15 protein-coding genes are annotated in these 19,764 nt (G+C 48.0%); 7 read left to right on the forward strand and 8 right to left on the reverse strand.

Translation table 11 applies throughout. The annotated features are described in order from the left end of the window. Position 1 precedes the first annotated feature (1 nt). From hemL to ABD031_RS10315, 3 genes are all read left to right on the forward strand, one after another. Positions 2-1,294: a glutamate-1-semialdehyde 2,1-aminomutase gene (gene hemL / locus ABD031_RS10305; protein WP_343851058.1), complete on the forward strand. Its 1,293-nt coding sequence runs from the start codon at positions 2-4 to the stop codon at positions 1,292-1,294. Positions 1,295-1,438: 144 nt separating this feature from the next. Beyond that, positions 1,439-4,201, forward strand: coding sequence for a M14 family metallopeptidase (locus ABD031_RS10310; protein WP_343851060.1), 2,763 nt, complete (start codon positions 1,439-1,441; stop codon positions 4,199-4,201). 59 nt (positions 4,202-4,260) lie between these two features. After that, positions 4,261-4,611: a Spx/MgsR family RNA polymerase-binding regulatory protein gene (locus ABD031_RS10315; RefSeq protein WP_343851062.1), complete on the forward strand. Its 351-nt coding sequence runs from the start codon at positions 4,261-4,263 to the stop codon at positions 4,609-4,611. A gap of 35 nt (positions 4,612-4,646) precedes the next feature. Here ABD031_RS10315 and ABD031_RS10320 read toward each other — a convergent pair whose 3' ends face one another. The 4 genes from ABD031_RS10320 to ABD031_RS10335 all read right to left on the reverse strand — a co-directional run bounded on the left by ABD031_RS10320 (position 4,647) and on the right by ABD031_RS10335 (position 11,446). After that, positions 4,647-6,038, reverse strand: a complete 1,392-nt coding sequence (locus ABD031_RS10320) for a c-type cytochrome domain-containing protein (RefSeq protein ID WP_343851064.1) — start codon at positions 6,036-6,038, stop codon at positions 4,647-4,649. A 97-nt stretch (positions 6,039-6,135) separates the two neighbouring features. Beyond that, positions 6,136-7,644, reverse strand: a complete 1,509-nt coding sequence (locus ABD031_RS10325) for a DUF1501 domain-containing protein (protein WP_343851066.1) — start codon at positions 7,642-7,644, stop codon at positions 6,136-6,138. Next, positions 7,644-10,373 (reverse strand): DUF1553 domain-containing protein, encoded by a 2,730-nt coding sequence (locus ABD031_RS10330; protein WP_343851068.1) that lies wholly within the window; start codon positions 10,371-10,373, stop codon positions 7,644-7,646. Before ABD031_RS10330 ends, ABD031_RS10325 begins: the two co-directional genes overlap by 1 nt. A 116-nt stretch (positions 10,374-10,489) precedes the next feature. After that, a complete protein-coding gene (locus ABD031_RS10335; RefSeq protein WP_343851070.1) occupies positions 10,490-11,446 on the reverse strand; it encodes an NAD-dependent epimerase/dehydratase family protein in 957 nt (318 codons plus the stop codon). A 154-nt stretch (positions 11,447-11,600) separates the two neighbouring features. Here ABD031_RS10335 and kbl point away from each other — a divergent pair, with 154 nt between their 5' ends. Continuing rightward, a complete protein-coding gene (gene kbl, locus ABD031_RS10340; protein ID WP_343851072.1) occupies positions 11,601-12,797 on the forward strand; it encodes a glycine C-acetyltransferase in 1,197 nt (398 codons plus the stop codon). 83 nt (positions 12,798-12,880) lie between these two features. Here the strand turns inward: kbl and cdaA are convergent, their stop codons facing one another. Together cdaA and folP are read right to left on the reverse strand one after the other, a co-directional pair. Next, complete coding sequence (gene cdaA, locus ABD031_RS10345) at positions 12,881-13,756, reverse strand: diadenylate cyclase CdaA (RefSeq protein ID WP_343851074.1); 876 nt, start codon at positions 13,754-13,756, stop codon at positions 12,881-12,883. Beyond that, on the reverse strand, positions 13,753-14,529 hold the full coding sequence (gene folP / locus ABD031_RS10350; protein ID WP_343851076.1) for a dihydropteroate synthase: 777 nt from the start codon (positions 14,527-14,529) through the stop codon (positions 13,753-13,755). The genes cdaA and folP overlap by 4 nt, the downstream gene beginning before the upstream one ends. Positions 14,530-14,651: 122 nt before the next feature. On the opposite strand from folP, the gene ABD031_RS10355 reads away from it, so the two are divergent. The 3 genes from ABD031_RS10355 to ABD031_RS10365 are packed head-to-tail and all read left to right on the forward strand — an operon-like array spanning position 14,652 to position 16,814. Then, positions 14,652-15,197, forward strand: a complete 546-nt coding sequence (locus tag ABD031_RS10355; protein WP_343851078.1) for a DUF1599 domain-containing protein — start codon at positions 14,652-14,654, stop codon at positions 15,195-15,197. Then, entirely contained in the window at positions 15,190-16,287 is a 1,098-nt protein-coding gene (locus ABD031_RS10360; protein WP_343851080.1) for a BT_3928 family protein, read from the forward strand. The genes ABD031_RS10355 and ABD031_RS10360 overlap by 8 nt, the downstream gene beginning before the upstream one ends. Next, a complete protein-coding gene (locus ABD031_RS10365; RefSeq protein WP_343851082.1) occupies positions 16,284-16,814 on the forward strand; it encodes a shikimate kinase in 531 nt (176 codons plus the stop codon). The genes ABD031_RS10360 and ABD031_RS10365 overlap by 4 nt, the downstream gene beginning before the upstream one ends. On the opposite strand, the gene ABD031_RS10370 is transcribed toward ABD031_RS10365, so the two are convergent. Both ABD031_RS10370 and ABD031_RS10375 read right to left on the reverse strand, forming a co-directional pair. Then, positions 16,804-18,318 (reverse strand): OmpP1/FadL family transporter, encoded by a 1,515-nt coding sequence (locus tag ABD031_RS10370; RefSeq protein ID WP_343851083.1) that lies wholly within the window; start codon positions 18,316-18,318, stop codon positions 16,804-16,806. The genes ABD031_RS10365 and ABD031_RS10370 overlap by 11 nt on opposite strands. A gap of 78 nt (positions 18,319-18,396) precedes the next feature. Continuing rightward, positions 18,397-19,740: a hypothetical protein gene (locus tag ABD031_RS10375; RefSeq protein ID WP_343851085.1), complete on the reverse strand. Its 1,344-nt coding sequence runs from the start codon at positions 19,738-19,740 to the stop codon at positions 18,397-18,399. Positions 19,741-19,764: the final 24 nt, after the last annotated feature.

Below are 19,764 nucleotides of genomic sequence, written 5' to 3' on the forward strand. Positions count from 1 at the left end.
CATGCAGATTTCTGAAAGCAAGCGGCTATTTGCCCATGCCAAAAATTTCATTCCCGGTGGGGTGAATTCTCCTGTTCGTGCCTTTCGGGCGGTCGGTGGTGAGCCTATTTTCATCAAAAAGGCTGACGGTGCTTTTCTCCACGACGAAGACGGTAACGCTTACATAGAATTGATCAACAGTTGGGGTCCGATGATTTTAGGACATAATCACCCAATAATTAAGGAGGCCGTGATCCAAGCGATGGAAGACGGCACTTCCTTTGGGGCTCCCACTGCTAGGGAAGTCGAGATTGCCGAGCTGATCGTCAGCATGGTGCCTTCGGTGGAAAAAGTCCGTATGGTCAATTCCGGTACTGAAGCGACCATGTCTGCCATCCGTGTCGCCCGCGGTTACACCGGTCGGGACAAATTCATCAAGATGGAAGGCCACTACCATGGACACGGTGATTCATTCCTGATTGCAGCCGGATCGGGAGCAATTACGATGGGTCATCCTGATTCACCGGGAGTGACTGAGGGCACAGCCAAAGACACACTTTTGGCTCCATACAACGATCTACAAGCCATAGAAAATCTGGTAGTCGCAAATGAAGGAGAAATAGCAGCCTTGATTCTGGAGCCCGTTCCGGGAAATATGGGCTTGTGCCTTCCCAGTCCCGGTTATTTGCAGGGTTTGAGAGATATCTGCACCCGAGAGGGAATTGTGTTGATTTTTGACGAAGTGATGACTGGATTTCGTCTCGCAAGAGGAGGTGCTCAGGAGCTTTTTGGAGTAATTCCTGATATGACCACGCTAGGCAAAATCATCGGTGGAGGTATGCCTGTGGGAGCTTATGGCGGAAAAAAAGAAATCATGGAATTTGTGTCTCCGGCTGGGCCGGTATATCAGGCGGGGACACTCTCCGGAAACCCAATCGCAATGGCCGCAGGTTTGACCATGCTGAAGTATCTCAACACGCATCCCGAAGTTTATACCAGACTTGAGGAAATCGGGATTCAAATCGCCAGTGGGATTGCGTCGATCAACGAAAAGTTGGGCCTTGACTTCACCATCAATCAGGTTGGAAGTATGTATTCTCTGTTTTTCACAGACGAGGATGTGATCGATTTTGAATCGGCAAAGACGTCGGATACTTCCTTGTTTGGTAAATACTTTCAAGCCATGCTGCGTCGCGGCGTTTACTTGGCTCCTTCTCAGTACGAGACCTTGTTCCTTTCTACAGCTTTGACCGATGAGCTCATCGGAAGAATCCTCCAAGCGCACGAGGAAAGCATGAAGGAGATTCTAATTTAATCGAAAAGGCTGGCAGCAATGTCAGCCTTTCGTTTTTTACGGATTCGGCTTTTCCGGCAAAGTTTTACGCCGACTGTCGGTCACCTTCGTGCTAAATCTCCTATCTTCTCTTTTTATTCCCTTGACCACCAATCCCTTTTACCAATGAGAAAACCATTAGCAGTTGGGTTGCTTACCTATTGTGTCATAAGTTTCTCGGGTTTTGCCCAAAAGATCGATGCCGAGTATGACAGTAAAATCAAGGAGTACACTACGGATTCGAGGTTTCTGCCTGCATCGCTACTCCAAGTGGCAGATCATCCGAGTATTCCTTCGCCCTTGAAGCATTTTGGGGAGGTGATCGGAGCTCCCGGGGTGATGCACAATACGACGGAGATCTATGGATACTATCAGCTGTTGGCTGAAAAATCTCCTATGATCCAAATCAAGCAAGTCGAAACATCCGAGGAGGGGCGACCCATCTACATGGTAATCATCTGCAATGATGACAGCATGGAAAAGCTGGATACCTACAAAGGCTACCTCAGCCAACTTGCCGATCCCCGGACCACCAACCCCGAGGAAGCCGAGGCGATCTTGCAGTCTGCCAAGCCTGTTTACTACCTGAACGGAGGGATGCATTCTACCGAGATGGGTTCACCGGAGATGTTGATGGAATTGGCTTATCGACTGGTGACCAGTGAGGATAAAACCATCAAGCAAATCCGGGAAAACGTCATCGTGCTGATCAACCCGGTATCCGAACCGGACGGACGGGACAAGCTCGTGGACTGGTACTATCGCTACACCAAAGCCAGAACGGAGTGGGAAGACGGTTTTCCGCGCTCGGCTCCCTATTGGGGGAAATATGTGTTTCATGACAACAATCGGGATGGTTTGCAGGTGTCGCAGGCGATTACCAAGGGGATTTTTTCCATCTTCTTCGACTGGCATCCCACTGTCATGTTGGATCTGCACGAGTCAGTTCCTCTGCTCTACATTTCCACCGGAACCGGGCCCTACAATGAGCAAGTTGACCCGGTGACCATCGGAGAGTGGCAGGTCATGGCCAACCATGACATCACGACCTTGGCGGCCCAAGGAATGCCTGGAGCATTTACTTGGGCTTTCTATGACGGCTGGTGGCCAGGCTATGGAATCTGGGTGGCAAACAACCACAATTCCAATGGACGCTTCTATGAAACCTTCGGCAATGCCGGTGCCAATACCTACATGCGCGATCTGTCCACTCAGAAATATGCAGGTGATCCGGCAACGACCCGGGAGTGGTACCGGCCCGATCCCCCGACGGAGCGCGTTTATTGGTCCGCTCGAAACAATGTAAACTACATGCAAGCGGGGGTGATTGCATCCCTTACCTATGCTGCGCAAAACGGAGAACAGCTCCTGAGGAATTTCTATCAAAAAGGCGCGAACTCCATCCGCAAAGGAAAGGAAGATAGTCCCAAAGCTTTTGTCATCCCAGCGAAGCAAAATGATCCGGCGATGGCCGCATACCTGGTCAATCAACTGCGTGCTCAGAAGATCGAAGTCCATCAGGCGGATTCGGGAGAATATGTGGTCTTGCTGGATCAACCGTACCGCAACTTGGCCGTATCGCTCCTGACAGAGCAGAAGTATCCCAAAGAAGCTAAGTTCCCGCCCTACGATGACATCGCCTGGACCTTAGGCTATTTGTATGGAGTCGATGTGCAGCAAAAAGACAGCATCGGATATGAACTGGCTTCTTTGAAAAAGATCGAAACGGAGGTGGCCTACAAGGGTGAAGTGACCGGTCAGGGCAATTCGTTTTTCATCAACTATGCTGCTCAAAACACCGTTCTTCCCGCCCTGTTTTGGATCAAAGAGCAGGATAAAAACGCGGAAATCCGAGTCTTGAAGTCTGAATTTGCAGTAGGCCAGGACACCTTGGATGCCGGTTCCATGGTGATCAGGGGGCTTTCGGCTTCCAAGGCGAAAGAGCTGGCGGAAAAGTTTGGTTTGGATCTACTCCGTGGTTCCGAGTCTCCCGAAAGTGATCAAACTCATCTGGTACAGCTTCCGAAGATTGCCATCTACCACACCTGGTTCAATACGCAAGACGAGGGATGGTCGCGCTATACCTTTGAGCAAAGGGGGATTCCGTATACCTCTATCGACAAGGATGATCTGAAAGCAGGGAGTTTGAAGTCGAAGTTTGATGTGATTTTGGTGCCTAGGGCAAGGGGAGATGCAGCGGATTTTATCCATGGGATTGACTCCAGATTTGGGCCGATGCCATACACCAAGACCGATCAGTTTCCTTCCCACGGCCTTCCCGATTCGAGTCCTGACATGACCGGTGGCCCGGGCTTTTTGGGAATAGAAAATCTGAAGCAGTTTGTGGAAGCTGGGGGAGTAGTGATCACGCTGGACAACTCCACGGTGATGGTCGCGGAGACAGGGATCACCCGGGATCTTGAGTCGTATACGGCATCGGGCCTTTTCCATCCCGGATCAGTGGTGACTGTGAAGTCTAAAAAGTCCGATTCCCCGGTCTTGTATGGCTTTCCTGAGACTTTCTCCATCTTCAGAGGCAACGGGCCGCTTTATCAAGTTGACCTGGCGAAAAGAGACATGATGCTCCTCCAGTACGGCACTAAGCCACTGAAAGATGAGGAGCCCTATACCGGGAAGATCATGGGGATGGCAAGTCTGGAGCCCCAAAAGGACGAGAAGGCCGAAACCGGAAAAGAACCTCCCTATGTCCGCTCGGGCATGGTGAGAAATGAGCAGACGATCATCGGTCAGGGAAGTATCTTCAATGTTCCAGTCGGTAAGGGGCGGATCATCGCTTTCACCTTTGATCCCCTGCACCGATTCCTCAATCACCACGATGCCCCTTTGGTCTGGAATACCCTGATCAATTGGAACAACTTGGGAGATTAGGGGTAAAAAGGGTAGTTTTGCGCCTGATTTAGTCGAGTTATTTTAAATACATAAACAAAATGTCAATCAAGGTATATGGTATCAAAAGTTGCGATACCATGAAGAAAACCTTCAATTTCCTGGAGGAAAAAGGAGTTTACTACGAATTCATCGATTACAAAAAAGTAGCTGTGAGCCCTGAGCTGCTGAAGGGTTTTTTGGAGAAAAGCTCCATCGAGACCCTGGTCAACAAAAAAGGGACGACCTATCGCAAGATGGATGATGCGCAAAAACTCGCACTGGAAAAGAGGGAAACAGCAATTCCGATCCTGATCGAAAATACCAGCATGATCAAGCGTCCCCTGATCACCTATCCGGATGGGAGTTTGACCTTGGGGTTTGATCCCGAGAAGATCAGCGAGAAGCTATAGTTGAGAAATCTGACTTCAAAAAGTCGGATTTCTCATTAATAGACAATCGTATCCGTAGCCAATTTAGGAAGTGTATAATTTCCGGATTCTACCAAAAACGGCAAACTCAGCTTTCCAGCATTTGAGATTTCTCCCGCAGCCGGAGTCTCGTAGACAAAGACTTTTTCAAAGGATTTGCTTGAAGTCAGGTCTTGAATTTGCGACAAGTTTACTCCGGTATTGTTCAGATAGAGCAATTTCAAATGGGGAAGGAGCGCTAATTTTTCCAGAGATTTTCCGGTAATGGCCGTGTTGTTTAGCTTGAGAACGGTCAGGTTTGGCATACCGCCCAAGCTATCCAAAATCGAGTCACTGACCTTCGTGCCGCTGAGATCCAGATAGGCCAATCGATTTTTTGCGCCAGCAAGCATAGTCCAATCACTGTCCTGAAAACCCGGAAAATTGATGCAGGATACCTTCAGCAATCCGGAACCTGATTCCACTCCTTCGGCAAAGAATCCAGATAATTTCAGAGCGGCCAACGAATCAGCCGCCATTTCAGGGATTGTAGTGACTGGGTAAAAAGGAACTTCATTTCTCGCGATAAACGGTTCGATCAACTTTCGGGGAATGGCTGCCTCAGCTAATGTACCTTTCTCTTTCCCCCCGCCTTGGATCCAAGCTTCAATCAGCGCGATTTCTTCTTTGGAAGGTTGTCTTTTTTCGGCAGGAGGCATGTGATCGTCGTGGTCTTTTTCCAAGATCATTCTTGTATAAAGCTCCGAGTGCGTTGCATCTCCGGCCGTCAGCACCAGTCCATCTTCTCCTCCAGCCAGCAATCCATTCATCGTGGTGAGATCCAGCTCACCTTTTAGATTTCTCGGATTGTGGCAGCTTTTGCAGTTTTGGTTGAGGATGGGCTGGATGACTTCGCTATACAGCGCAGCATTTTCCCAATTCTCTTCCAGAAGTTGTGGGCCCTTTTCAGGCTCTATTTCTATACCCAAGAAGGACTGCAAGTCAAGAGGAAGAATCTCGGTGAGGTAGTTTTCACCACGGGAGATGTTTCCTCCCAAATGCCCGGTCATCGTAAGTAACAATACTAGCACTGCCGATTTTATTTTAAAAAAGGGCGGGAGCGTTTCACCCCTGTTCAGTTGGTACCAAAGCCAAAACGAAACTGCTGTAGTGAGCAGCGCCAAAATTAAGTGAAACTGGATCGATTCCCATTCAAAGCCCTCGTACTGATATTGAAGAAAACCCGAGACAGAGGAGACAGCTGCTGCGATACCGCCCAGTAGGAAAGCGAGACGAATCGATGCGAAATGGGTGTTTTGTCCGGCTTTGCTCAGGAATACAAGGATGATCCCAAAAACCAAAATACCAATCGGCAAGTGAACCAAGAGGGGATGGAATCTCCCGAAAAGCGGCAGAATAAAATCAAGCATAGACAAAATACCGATTATATTCCTGCTTAAATAGATTCCGGGCCTTGGAATTGGAGTTTCTTGGGTTCGATCTCATTATCGATTTTCCGAGCTGGTTTTATGCTAAGATTGAATGAATTAACTCGCCTTCCACATCTGTCAGTCGGAACGGGCGCCCCTGAAACTCGTAGGTGAATTTTTCGTGATCAAAACCCATCAAGTGGAGAAGGGTGGCATGGAGGTCGTGAACCGAAGTGCGTTCCTCTATTCCGGAAAAGCCAAAATCGTCCGTGATACCATAGCTTGACCCTTTCCTGATGCCACCGCCGGCCACCCACATCGTGAACGCATCAGTATGGTGATCGCGCCCTTTAAAGCCCTGCACTTTGCCCTCCCGGTTTTCCTGCATCGGCGTCCTGCCAAACTCTCCACCCCAAACGACTAAGGTGTCTTCCAGAAGTCCCCTTTGCTTCAGATCCAAAAGTAAGGCCGTCATCGGTCGGTCGATTTCACGGCATTTGTTTCGCAGTCCCATGTCGATAGATCCATCCTTGTCCGTGCCGTGCGTATCCCAACCCCAGTCGTAAAGTTGGACGACTCGCACGCCTTTTTCGACCAGTTTTCTGGCCAAAAGACAGTTGTTGGCAAAGGACTCTTCGCCGGGCTTGGTGCCGTAGAGTTCGTGAATATGCTCGGGTTCGTCGTTGATGTTCATGACTTCCGGTACTTCGATTTGCATTCGGTACGCCATCTCATATTGGTTGATCCGCGCTAGGATTTCAGGATCTCCAAAGCCATCGAAATCTTCTTTGTTCACCTGATTGATGGCGGAAATGACATTCTTTTTCAGGTCACGGGACATCCCACTTGGGTCTTCAAGATACAGCACCGGATCGCCCTTGGATCGGCATTGCACGCCTTGATAGACGGAGGGTAAAAAGCCGGAACCCCAGACGCTTTTTCCCGCATCGGGTGTTTTTCCACCGGAAGTCAAAACGACAAATCCGGGGAGATTCTGGTTTTCGGTTCCCAATCCATACGTTACCCAACTTCCCAGACTCGGCCTGCCCAATCTTGGCGAACCCGTCTGCATAAAGAGTTGCGCCGGTCCGTGGTTAAACTGATCCGTGTGCATGGCCTTGAGGAAAGCGACCTCGTCCACCACTTTCGAAAAGTGCGGAAGGTAATCCGATACCCAAGCTCCTGATTGTCCGTGTTGGCTAAAATTGGCCTGAGGACCCAGCATCTTAGGAACGCCTCGGATGAAGGCAAATTTCCGACCTTCCAAAAGGCTTTCGGGACAATCCTGATTGTGCAGTTTGGCTAGTTCCGGTTTGAAGTCAAAGAGCTCCAATTGGGATGGCGCACCCGCCATATGTAGGTAAATGATGGATTTGGCTTTGCCGACAAATGGCGGTGACAAAGGAGCTAAGGGGTTCAGGTCTCTTTCGCTAAGTTGCAATCCCGCAGGAGTCTTCACCGTTTTGTCTGGTTCGCAACCGAAAAGCAGCGGAGCCATCGCCAAGCCCCCGACTTTGCTCACGCAATCCATCAGGAAATGTCTGCGGGTTTGATTTTGCAGGGTTGATGTCGCAAGTTCAGCAAATAGTTTCTCTAGATTCTTCATTACGGCTTGGTTAAAAACTCATCCAAATTCATCATTGCATTTGCCACCACGCCCATGGCTGCGACTTCCGGTTTTGCTCCCGCGTAGAATTCTCTCAAGGCTATTGTGTCATTGGTAAATTCCATTTTTGCGGACGCGTATAGTTCCAGCAGCGTTTTCTTTTTTCCTTCGGAAATCGGATAGAACACCAATCGCTCATAAGTCAGCGCAATCGCTTTGGCGGGATTTCCGGCACTTTTATTCCAGGAGCTTTCTCCGAGTTTTTTGGCAGCCTCCAGATAGACGGGATCATTGAGAGTTGCCAGGGCCTGAAGTGGCGTGTTGGTGACCAATCGCTTGCTAAGACAAACTTCCCGGCTTGCTGCATCGAAGGTGATGAAGGAAGGGTAGGGGCTAGTGCGCTTCAGAAACGTATAAATGCCTCTGCGATATTTGTCTTCGCCTTCGCTTTCCGTCCAGGACTCTCCATTGTACACGGTCTGCCAAATTCCTTCCGGTTGCGGTGGTTTGACGCTTGGGCCGTACATTTTGTGGCTAAGTAGTCCGGCTGCGGTCAGGGCCTGATCTCTAATCTGCTCAGCAGAAAGCCTAAATCTAGGCCCTCTGGCGTACCATTGGTTGTTGGGGTCTTTTTGAAAAGCCTCTGGCGTGATGACCGAAGATTGGCGATAGGTGTCCGAAAGGACGATCTCGCGAATCAGGCTTTTCATACTCCATTGATAATCATGGCTTGTTTTCCAGGCCAGATAGTCGAGCAATTCGGGATGTGTAGGCGGCTCGGATTGGCTACCCATATCCTCGATCGTGGAGACGATTCCCCTGCCAAAGAGTTGATCCCACACTCGATTGACTAAGGTTCTGGCAGTGAGTGGATTTTCCGGTGAAGTCAACCAATAAGAGAAACCAAGCCGATTTGTCGGCCATTCGCTTTGCCAAGCTCCGAATTCTTCGGGCGTTTTTGGGGTGACTTCTTCACCCAGCACCATCCAATTTCCCCGTTCAAATACATTTGTTTTTCGGGCCATGTAGGGTGGGTTTTCGATCAGGATGGGAAGCTTGGTTCCGCGAAACTTCAGGAGCTCTTCCCAATTGCTTTGCGCAAGCGCAAAACCTGGTTTTTCGCGCCCCTTAATACTTGGCACAAAAGCCAACCATACTATGGTTGAGGTGTTTTGCTGGGGTTCAGCCTTGGGGTTGTTCGCCTCAATGTACAGATCAGTCGATCCATTGAGGACTTTGAAAGGGATCTCCCGGACGATGTCTCCCTGGGTTTTGTTCATTACAAAAGCCGCCAAGATTTCACCTGCTGCGTTGTCTTTTCGGATCGTCATCTTCGTGCCATCCAGCCCAGTTCGGTAGCTCATCAGGAGTTGATCAGCACCTTGGGTGTCGATGTTTTTGTAAACAGCCGATCCACCTGACCTTAGTCCCAACCATTTCGTGTCGATCAGTTCAGCATTATCGAATTGAGTGGCGATGTGTGCGGCATACTTTGGTTCATAGAATTTCAGGAAGTCAGCACGTGTTTTTGCGGCTTTTTCCCCTTCGTTTTCTTTGACCCAATCGATTACCGAGGCGATTTGACCTTGCTGTTCTTCCTCGTAAAACCTCAGTCTGGGCTCTTCATCATGCGTGTCTTCGTCGCGGGTGTTGTTGAAAAATGCCGCAGACTGGTAGAATTCCTCGTGGCGGATCGGATCATAGGTGTGGCTATGGCATTGAACACAGGCCATGGTTGTGCTTTGCCAAACCTCATAAGTTGTGCTAACCCGATCAAGTAGCGCGGCGACACGAAACTCTTCGTCCTCGGTTCCACCCTCGTCATTGTTCATGGTGTTACGGTGGAAAGCCGTCGCCGTCAATTGATCTTGGGTTGGATTTGGCAACAGGTCACCGGCGAGCTGCTCGATGGTGAACTCGTCAAAAGGTTTGTCGGCATTGAAGGAACGGATGACGTAGTCTCGGAAAGGCCACATGGTGCGGGACACGTCGCGCTCGTAGCCTTTGGTGTCTGCGTAGCGAGCCAGATCGAGCCACCAAGTAGCCCATTTTTCCCCATAGGAATCGGAAGCCAAAAGCTGCTCGACGGCTAGTTCATACGTGATTTTTCCAGCGGAAAATTCAGCGACCAATCTGTCAGATGGGGGCAATCCTGTCAAGTCCAGAGCGACTCTCCTGAGTAGTCGAAGGGGTTGCTCCTCCGGAGAAAACGACATTCCATGTTCTTCCAACTTCTCACTGACGAAATGGTCGATTGGAGAAGTTTTCAAAGGGCTGCTATTAGGCCCAATGCCAGCTGCCTGAACCGGTTCTGGAATTTCCGGCTTTTTTACCGGTTCATAGGCCCAGTGTTTCCCCCATTTTGCTCCTTGTTTGATCCAAGTTTTTAGCAAGTCGATCTCTTCTTCCGAAAGTGGCGTTCGCTCATAAGGCATGCGCAGTTCGGGATCGGAATGGGTGAGTCGCTTGATCAGTTCACTGGAATTGGGACTGCCGGAAACGATGGCTGGAAGCCCGGACTCGTTCAGAGCAAAGGCTTCTTCTTCGAAGAGGATGCTAAAACCGCCGCTTTGCTTTACCCCACCGTGGCAGGTGATGCAATGCTTGTTGAGGATGGGTTTGATTTCGGTACTGAAGTCTACTTCTTTTTCATTCCCAAAAAAGAAGAAAGCAATCAGGGTGACTCCGATGAGGACGCTGAGAAGTATGCCTAGGCTATTCCGGTTCATTTTAAAAGAGCTGGCTAGAAAAGTAGCTATTTTCGAAACAAGATGGAAGCCAATACCGCTCAGTGGAATATGAAAAACGAAAAAGCCTCCTTGCAAGCAAAGAGGCTTTGGTGTTTTTATTCTTTCGGAGGGAAGAAATCCGGAAGATTCTTCAGGATGTCCGCAGTCATTGTATCCAAATCGTAGTCCGGTTTCCAGCCCCAGTCCTGCTGGGCACGGCTGTCGTCGATGCTGTCCGGCCAGGAGTCGGCGATGGGCTGACGGAAATCCGGCTTGTATTCGATTTCAAAGCCCGGCACGTGCTTCTTGATGCTCTCGTAGATTTCTTTTGGGGAAAAGCTCATGCCGGCCAAATTGTAGCTGGAGCGGATTTTTATGGACTCTCGGGGAGCATTCATCAGATCCAGCGTCGCCTTGATCGCGTCTGGCATGTACATCATCGGCAGGTAGCTGTCTTCGCGCAGGAAGCAGGTGAATTTTTTGGCTGCCAAAGCTTTGTGATAAATGTCTACCGCGTAGTCAGTCGTACCGCCACCGGGAAGGGATTTGTAGCCGATCAGTCCGGGATAACGGAGGCTTCTTACGTCTACGCCGTGTTTTTCAAAGTAGTATTCACACCATCTTTCGCCAGCCTGCTTGCTGATACCGTAGATGGTATTGGGTTCTTTGACGCAATATTGAGGGGTGTCGATTTTTGGAGTATTGGGTCCGAAGACGGCGATAGAAGATGGCCAATAGATTTTGTCCAACTTGAGGTCTTTGGCCAGTTCCAATACAATCAGCAAACTTTCCATGTTTAGGTGCCAGGCAAACTTTGGGTTTTTCTCTCCTGTGGCAGATAGTACCGCTGCCAGATGATAGATCTGCGTGACATTTTCTTCTTTCACCAAATCCCTAAGCGCTTCCCTGTTCATCGCATCGAGGACTTCGAAGCGACAATAGTCAAATTCGAATCGAGCTGAATCTCTAAGATCTGTGGCGATAACTTGCTCTCCGCCATGTTGGTCAGCTAGTGCTCTAGTAAGTTCTGAACCAAGTTGTCCGGCGGCGCCGATGATGAGGATTTTTTCCATGTAGCGTTCTTTCAAAAATGCCCCAAAGTCGCCTAAAGGGTTTTTGTTTATATTTGGGTTTGCTTGCGCAAAAGTAGTAAAAATCACCTCTCCGCGCAGTCTTTTTGATCAGCGGATATCCTGAAAAAACTAATTCAATTTTAATCTTTCGACCATGTACGACCAGTTTAGACCCAAATTGCAAGAAGAGCTAAAATCCATCGAGGATGCCGGACTTTTCAAACGGGAGCGAATCATCACTTCTCCCCAATCCGCCGAAATCACCATCGCCGGTGGACAAAAAGTCCTCAACTTTTGCGCAAACAATTACTTGGGACTTTCTTCTCATCCGAAGGTAATCGAGGCCGCAAAGGCTGCAATTGATACCCATGGTTTCGGAATGTCCTCTGTTAGATTTATCTGCGGCACACAGGATATTCACAAAGAACTGGAGCGCAAGATCTCTGAGTTTTTGGGAACCGAGGACACGATATTATATGCGGCAGCTTTTGATGCGAATGGTGGAGTATTCGAACCTTTGCTTGGCGCAGAAGATGCGATCATCTCAGATGCGCTGAACCACGCTTCTATCATCGATGGAGTTCGACTTTGCAAGGCAATGCGCTACCGCTACGAGCATAACAACATGGCCGATCTGGAAAAGCAGCTGCAGGATGCAATTGCCGCTGGTGCGAAGCAAAAGATCATCGTCACCGACGGAGTTTTCTCCATGGACGGGACGATCGCTCAGCTGGACAAAATCGTCGAACTGGCTGAAAAATACGAGGCTTTGGTCATGACCGATGAGTGTCATTCCACGGGCTTTATGGGTAAAACAGGTCGGGGCGTACACGAGCATTGCGGAGTGATGGGCAAGATCGACATCATAACAGGAACGCTAGGCAAGGCTTTGGGTGGTGCATCAGGAGGGTTTACTTCCGGTAGAAAAGAAATCGTCGAACTGCTTCGTCAGCGATCCAGACCGTATTTGTTTTCAAATACCTTGGCGCCATCAATCACCGGCGCTTCGATTGCGGTCTTTGACCTGCTGTCAGAGACGACCGAACTGAGAGATAAGCTGGAAGAAAACACCAAATACTTCCGATCCAAGATGACCGAGGCCGGTTTTGATATCAAGCCCGGCGAGCATGCGATTGTACCGCTGATGCTCTACGATGCAGTTCTGTCACAAAAGATGGCTGAGAAGGTTTTGGAAAAGGGAATCTATGTGATCGGCTTTTACTATCCGGTAGTGCCAAAAGGCCAAGCCAGAATCCGAATCCAGATTTCGGCAGGCCACGAAAGAGCGCATCTCGATCAGGCGATAGCGGCATTTGTGGAAGTGGGGAAAGAGCTGGGGGTGATCAAGTAAAAAACAGACTCTATGCTAAAATTGAAAAACCGGTAGGAATCATCTTTCCTGCCGGTTTTCTTTTTATTTAAGGTGCGGACTTCCTAGGTTTTTCCGGACACGGCCAAATTCCTTTTGGTCGTCAAGTCATATTCAGAGAGATTTTCGAACCTGTCGTCCAGGTTTTCATTGTTGAGAAAATCGTTGATTATCTCTCTGACTTCCTGAAAGGAGAGATTGTGCAGCACCTTCCCGTTTTTCATCATCGAGATCTGTCCGGTTTCTTCCGATACGACCAGGATTAGTGCGTCGGTTGCCTCAGACATGCCGATTCCAGCACGGTGGCGAAGACCGAATTGCGCAGGAACTTCCCGTTCGGTGACGGGCAAGATGCAGCGAGCCGCCTTGATGCGAGCGTTGAAAATGATTACGGCACCATCGTGGAGCGGACTGTATTTATTAAAGATTGAAATCAGCAAGCGCTTCGAAAGTTCGGCGTCCAAAATGTCACCACTTTCGGCGTAGAACTTCAATTCGGTGCTGCTGGAGATCACCATCAGCGCTCCGGTGTTACTTCCTGCGAGATTTTTCGCAGCATCGATGATCGGAGTGATGTTGAAGCTAGAGTTTTCTTTCTTTCTCCAGAAAAAGAGGATTTCCTTGATCACATTGCCATCAGAGAAAATAGAGGATCGGCCGACGATTAACAGGAATTTTCTGATCTCCGGGGCAAAAATGATGATTGCAGCGATCACACCGACTCCCATAAACTGGCCTAAGATCGCAGAAAGCAATTCCATCCGGATCGCCCGAACGAGCAAATAGATCAGGTAAAGCGAGAGGAACCCAAGAAAGATTTTGATGGCAACACTTCCTTTGAGCAGCTTATAGACTTGGTATAAAAGCGCAGCAACGAGCGCTATATCTATCATGTTGACGATAGAGATATCCAAAAATCCTATTTTGAAAAGTAAGCTCAAGGGTATAGTTGTTCAAATAGTTTAATCGTTTCTTTAGCTTCCTTAACGTCGTGGACTCTGAGGAGGTTCGCGCCCTGTGTGAGCGCAAACATATTCAATGCCGTAGTTCCGTTGAGCGCATCGGATGCGTTAGTTTCAAGCGTTCTGTAGATCAGAGATTTTCTCGATATACCTACCAGAAGTGGTAATCCAAGGGCTTCGAAACTCTTTAAGTTCTTTAGCATGAAAAAATTCTGCTCTTTCGTCTTCGCAAATCCAAACCCAGGATCAATAATTACATCTATGATGCCAAGTTTTCTAAAAAGATCCACTTTTTCAGCGAAATAATACAGTATTTCTGTCAAAATATCAGAATAATTGACCTTTGACTGCATGTTTTGCGGATTTCCCTGCATATGCATCGCAATATAGGGCACACCCAAGGACGCGACGGTTGGCAACATCTCTTCGTCGAGGTTGCCTGCGGAAATGTCATTGATGATGTCTGCTCCAACTGAAATGGTTTCTTTTGCTACCTGAGATCTGAATGTGTCCACCGAAATCAAAATTTCAGGGAATTCTCCCCGAATTATTTCTACTGCGGTAGTGACTCGATCTAATTCCTCCTGGACTGAAATATCCACCGCTCCTGGCCGGGTGCTATACCCTCCCAAGTCGAGGAAATCTGCCCCATCCTGAATCATTTTTTTTGCCGCTGATATGATGCTGTCCCGATCCCCATTCATCCGACTACCCGCAAAAAAAGAGTCAGGAGTCAGGTTCAAAATCCCCATAATCTTGGGTTTATCTAGGCAAATGAGGCTTCCCTTGATTTGAATGGAATGTTTTTGGGAAAATAATTTATCTTCGGTCGAAGAAGACGGACTTGATCCGGGAAGCATTAAACTAACTTATTTTGGAGACTAAAACCAGCAACGAATATAATCAAGTAATTGGGCGATGTAAAGATTTGTTCCGAAAGAAGACCTTGGATTATGGAACTGCGTGGAGGATTTTGAGGCTTTCTTCGATCACTGATCAGATTTTCATCAAAGCACAGCGTATCCGATCGATACAAGAAAAAGGTAGTCAGAAGATCGATGATCCGATTGTTGATGAGTTCGTTGGGATCGTAAACTATTGCATTATTGCATTAGTTCAGAACAGTCTGAAGGATGAGGAGCGGACAGAGATTCCGTATGCAGAGCTGGAGCCGTTATATGACCAATGGGCAGATGCGACGAGAGGCTTGTTGGAAAATAAAAACCATGACTACGGCGAGGCCTGGAGGGATATGCGCGTGAGCTCGATGACGGACATCATCCTGATGAAGCTCTATAGAGTGAAGCAGATCGAAGATAATCATGGGAAAACCATCGTTTCGGAAGGGGTAGAGGCTAACTACCAGGACATGATTAACTACTCCGTTTTCTGTCTGATTAAATTAGGATATCATGAATAAGCAAACCCTATTTTGGATTCTTCGGATTTTGGTCGGAGGTCTTTTTATTTTCTCGGGATTGATTAAAGTGAACGACCCAGTTGGCACAGCGATTAAGCTGGAAGAATACTTCGATGTGTTCTCCAATGATATCGTGGGGTTTTTCATTTATTTGAAGCCATTTGCGCTGCAGATCGGTGTGTTGCTGGTGGTTGCAGAGGTAGTCTTGGGCGTGATGCTGATCTTGGGTGTGAAGTTGAAGCAGACGGTGTGGGCTTTGGCGCTGATGATTCTGTTTTTTACATTTCTGACCTTTTATTCTGCCTATTTCAATAAAGTCACCGATTGTGGATGCTTTGGCGATGCAATCAAGCTGACGCCTTGGGAGTCTTTTTACAAGGATATTGTTCTCCTGATCATGATTTCGATCCTGTTTATTTTTAGGAATGAGTTGTCTGACGAAAGTCCCCGATGGGCAGGTGTTGCGGCAATATTGACATTGGCGGGTTCCTTGACAATCGCGGTGATGGCAATAAGAAACCTGCCTTTCATTGATTTTAGAGCATACAAAAAAGGCGTCAGCATTCCAACGAACATGCAGCCTTCCTCACAATTGCAGTACACCTATGTGATGACTAAGGACGGGGAGACTTTCGAGTTTGATCAATTCCCAATCGAGGAGGGCTACGAATTTGTAGAGATGGTATTACAAAATCCTGAGGCACTTCCGAAAATCTCCGATTTTGCGGCATGGAATGCAGATGGCGACCAATCGGAGTTTCTTTTCGCAGGAAACAAAGTCATTATCCTCAGCAGCAACATGAGCAAGATGGATGAAGCAAATCTTGATAGGTTGACGGCCCTAGTTAAGGATTTGGAAGGTGCTCCCGTTGATGTGATCTTCATGGCTGCGGCAACTCAGGAGGAGATAGACGCGTTTCTCTCTCAGCAAAACTGGAGCGTTATCGGTCTGCAAGCAGATGCGACAGTGGTGAAAACCATCATGCGGGCAAATCCAGGCATTATGATATTGAGGGATGGAGTGGTGATGGAAAAATATCATCACAACAACACGCCGGAAGCTACGGACATTTTGGATTTCTTTCTATGAGCAAAAACCTGAAAGTCGTTTTGGTGGGACTGCCTGGATCTGGTAAAAGCACGTTTGGACGCCAACTTGCCCTGGAATTGAACTTTCCATTTTTGGATCTCGATCAGCAGTTGGAGGAGAAATTTCAAATGAAGATTCCTGAGATTTTCTCCCGGCACGGTGAGGGGAAATTTCGTGAGTGGGAGACGGAGACCCTTACGGAGCTGCTGCAGCGGGATTCCTCCTTCGTCTTGGCGACAGGCGGTGGCGCACCTTGCTTCAACGACAATATGGATCTGATCAACGAATCGTCGATTTCGGTGTATCTCGATGTTCCTTTGGAATCGATCTCCAATAGACTTCGAGTCTCCAAGGTACAAAATCGACCCATGTTTCATGGTCTCGATCAGGGGGAGATCACACTGAAGCTAAAAAGCCTTTGGGCAGAGCGGAATTACTATTACAGCCAGGCAAAAATAAAGCTCAACGGAGAGGATTTTTCCGCCGAGCTCCTCATGTATGAATTGATCAATCAGCTTAGAAGCTGAACCCCACTGTCATTACACCAGAGGTAATGCTATTTTTCATCTCAGTGGTTGGGCCGTAGTTGTTGTCGTTTTCATCTAGGACCTGATAGCTTCGGTAGAGCCCGTCGTACTTTTGATTGAACAATGCAAAGTCAATGGTCACTGCTCGAAGTTTTATCCCAATTCCGCCGCTGATCTGTTGCGTGCTTTGATCGACGCCAGGAGATTGGGCGTAGGGATCTCCAAAATAGGCGTATCCGGCCCGAACTCTCAATATATCGAATCTGGCCTCGCCTCCGACCCTGTAGTTGATCGTACTGGCGTAGGTGTTTTTGATAACCATATTGTCTGGGCCTTCGTCAAAATCGTTGGAATTGATTCGCCCTGCGCTGTAGTCTACCCAATCTAAATCCGCGGAGATAAATCCATTTTTCCCGATAAAGAAAGTAGCTCCACCACCGATTTTAAGAGGGGTGTTCAATCCATAGTTGCTGATGACGAGGTCGGAGATTGCGTCCTGACGACCGAGAGTCACATCTTCTTGTTCAAAATAATAGTTGTTGTAGTTGGCCGTCATTCCTGCCTCATACTCCTCATTCAGTGAGTACCACGTAGGCGTCTGGAAGATGAACCCGAGGTTTAGGTAATCCATCGGTTTATAAATCAATCCGAGATTCAGATTGACGCCAATGCCGTTGATGTAGAGGTTTTCTCTGAGACTTGAATTGGCCAAAGGTTGGTCGACAAATTCTTCGTTGTAAGTCTTAAAGGAAGAGAATGATAAGGAACGAATACCCAGCCCACCGCCGACGAAAACCTTGTGGTTGAAATTGGCTCCGTAAGAGAAGCTGATTTGATTGGCGCTCCCCTCTTGCGTGATGTTTTCGTCTTGAAATGGGAAACCCAACACAAACGAATCATAGACATTTGGATCGCTGATCGCATTTCCATTCTCATCAAAGGCAATCGGGTTGATTTGGTAGGTTTGATAGGCCAGTCCTGTCAAACCGTAATTTTCAATCTGGCTTTCAGGAATGCCGAACGCATCTTGGAGGTAAAAGTCAATGATGGAACTTTGCCCCAGCTCATCAGAAAAGTAGCCATATTCCGTATTGAAATTGGCAATACGCTGAAAGCTGATCCCAAAGGCACCTCCCTTGAAAGCACCGGTTTCTAGATCTCCTTTTGGATTGGCTCCAACATAGCTCGCATTGGGCAGGGAGAAATTAGTGGTGTTATAGGTCTTGCTTTGACCCAAATACCGGGTGTCTACCTTCCAATCCGCATATCCCAAACTCACACTCGCCTCAGATGATCTAAAAAAACCCAATCCGGCTGGGTTTCCCGCGATATTGGAAACATCACCACCGAGTGAGTATTGTGTACCACCGATTCCGATGATTCTGGCAGACCCGGAAGGGTTTGCTCTACTGAAACGGTAAGCATCTTCGTAGTAGCCACTTTGGGCAAAAGCCCCCGCAATGGTGAATGAACTGAGGGTAAGAAGGATTGTCAAAAACCTCATTAAACTGATCGTTTGATTGTAAGGGATAAACGGATAGAAACTGTTTTTGTGCTGATTTGCCTAAAAAAAAAGGGGAAATTAATTCCCCCTTCCTCCTCTGGATCCACTAGTGCTTCCGCCAGAAGATCCTCCCGAGCTTCGGCTCGGTGTACTTATACTGCTTCCACTGGAACTGCTCCTACTTGGAGAACTATAGGTGGGAGTGTTGTTTGATCTACTTGGGATCGTAGATCTGTTATAAGAGGGACTAGTACTTCTGTTGTATGAAGGTGAAGTAGTAGATCTAGTATTGTAAGATGGGCTAGTGCTTCTCGTGCCGGAAGGGTAGGACGTTCTGCTATTGTAGTTGTTGATGCTTCTACTTGGGCTTGTGTCACTTCTTCTCAGGTTCCCAGGGCTGCTGATTCCACTCTGTCTGGTGGACGGGATAGTGCTTCTAGTAGATCTGGTGCTCACTGATCTGTCTGTCGCAGCGGAGCTCATGTTGTTGGACGTAGCTACTCTGCTACGTGCTGAGCTGTAATAATCATTCTGAGAATTGCTGAAGTCCCTCGTAGCAACTCTAGAATTTTCTGAAGCATTTAATCGTCTTGCAGATGGACTGACTGCGTTTGCGCTATTTCTGGCCTGAGCTCTGGCTGTACTTGGCATTGCAGCAGCTTCTGATGATCTCATTCCAGTATTGGTAACGGAAGAACCTCTGGTAGGTCTAGCGCCATAAACCACCTGTCTGTTGCCGTATTCACTACCTGGAAGTATATAGGAAGGATAGCCGGGGTAGATTGGACGCATTGGATATCCGTAGCCATAGCTAGGATACATCGGATAACCATATCCGTACATAGGGTAGCCATACATCGGATAGCCGAATCCATAGCCAGGATACATCGGATAGCCGAATCCAAATCCCAAACCGATCGATAAACCTGGCATGAATCCCATGCCATAATTCATGCCCATATAAGGATACATTCCCATGCCATAAGGACTGAAGCCAAAGCCCATTCCAAAGTTGAAATTGAAATTCGGAGAACTGCTTCCGCTTCCGCTGCCTTGTGCAGAATAGTTGTCATAAGCATTGATATTCCCAGTGGCGTTTTGCTCTTGAACCCCCTCGTCAAAATAAACCACACCATCTTCTGAGGTGGTTGCATTTTCGGTGGCTTGGTATCTGGAGATGTATTCGGGATTCACATTCCGAGAACTGAAATTCTGCTCTGCCAAAGCAGGTTCTTCGGAAATATTCTTAAATGACTGGGGGTTATTGTTTTCAACGGCGTACTGTGTCGCCATTTTAACGTCAGACGCCATGAAGTATAAATTGTCATCGGTTGCACTTGAAGTCATTTTATTTGAACTGCAAGATACGAGGACAAGAGATCCAACGAGCGCTGAGGCGGTAATGAGAGTATTTTTCTTCATGGGTGAAGTTGATTGACACCTTGT

Source organism: Algoriphagus jejuensis, assembly GCF_039523455.1.
Taxonomy (GTDB): domain Bacteria; phylum Bacteroidota; class Bacteroidia; order Cytophagales; family Cyclobacteriaceae; genus Algoriphagus; species Algoriphagus jejuensis.

Bases quoted from the DNA above. Each gene is read 5' to 3' on its own strand.
- hemL (WP_343851058.1), top strand. From the start codon at position 2: ATGCAGATTTCTGAAAGCAAGCGGCTATTTGCCCATGCCAAAAATTTC.
- ABD031_RS10310 (WP_343851060.1), top strand. From the start codon at position 1,439: ATGAGAAAACCATTAGCAGTTGGGTTGCTTACCTATTGTGTCATAAGT.
- ABD031_RS10315 (WP_343851062.1), top strand. From the start codon at position 4,261: ATGTCAATCAAGGTATATGGTATCAAAAGTTGCGATACCATGAAGAAA.
- ABD031_RS10320 (WP_343851064.1), bottom strand. From the start codon at position 6,038: ATGCTTGATTTTATTCTGCCGCTTTTCGGGAGATTCCATCCCCTCTTG.
- ABD031_RS10325 (WP_343851066.1), bottom strand. From the start codon at position 7,644: ATGAAGAATCTAGAGAAACTATTTGCTGAACTTGCGACATCAACCCTG.
- ABD031_RS10330 (WP_343851068.1), bottom strand. From the start codon at position 10,373: ATGAACCGGAATAGCCTAGGCATACTTCTCAGCGTCCTCATCGGAGTC.
- ABD031_RS10335 (WP_343851070.1), bottom strand. From the start codon at position 11,446: ATGGAAAAAATCCTCATCATCGGCGCCGCCGGACAACTTGGTTCAGAA.
- kbl (WP_343851072.1), top strand. From the start codon at position 11,601: ATGTACGACCAGTTTAGACCCAAATTGCAAGAAGAGCTAAAATCCATC.
- folP (WP_343851076.1), bottom strand. From the start codon at position 14,529: ATGGGGATTTTGAACCTGACTCCTGACTCTTTTTTTGCGGGTAGTCGG.
- ABD031_RS10360 (WP_343851080.1), top strand. From the start codon at position 15,190: ATGAATAAGCAAACCCTATTTTGGATTCTTCGGATTTTGGTCGGAGGT.
- ABD031_RS10365 (WP_343851082.1), top strand. From the start codon at position 16,284: ATGAGCAAAAACCTGAAAGTCGTTTTGGTGGGACTGCCTGGATCTGGT.
- ABD031_RS10370 (WP_343851083.1), bottom strand. From the start codon at position 18,318: ATGAGGTTTTTGACAATCCTTCTTACCCTCAGTTCATTCACCATTGCG.
- ABD031_RS10375 (WP_343851085.1), bottom strand. From the start codon at position 19,740: ATGAAGAAAAATACTCTCATTACCGCCTCAGCGCTCGTTGGATCTCTT.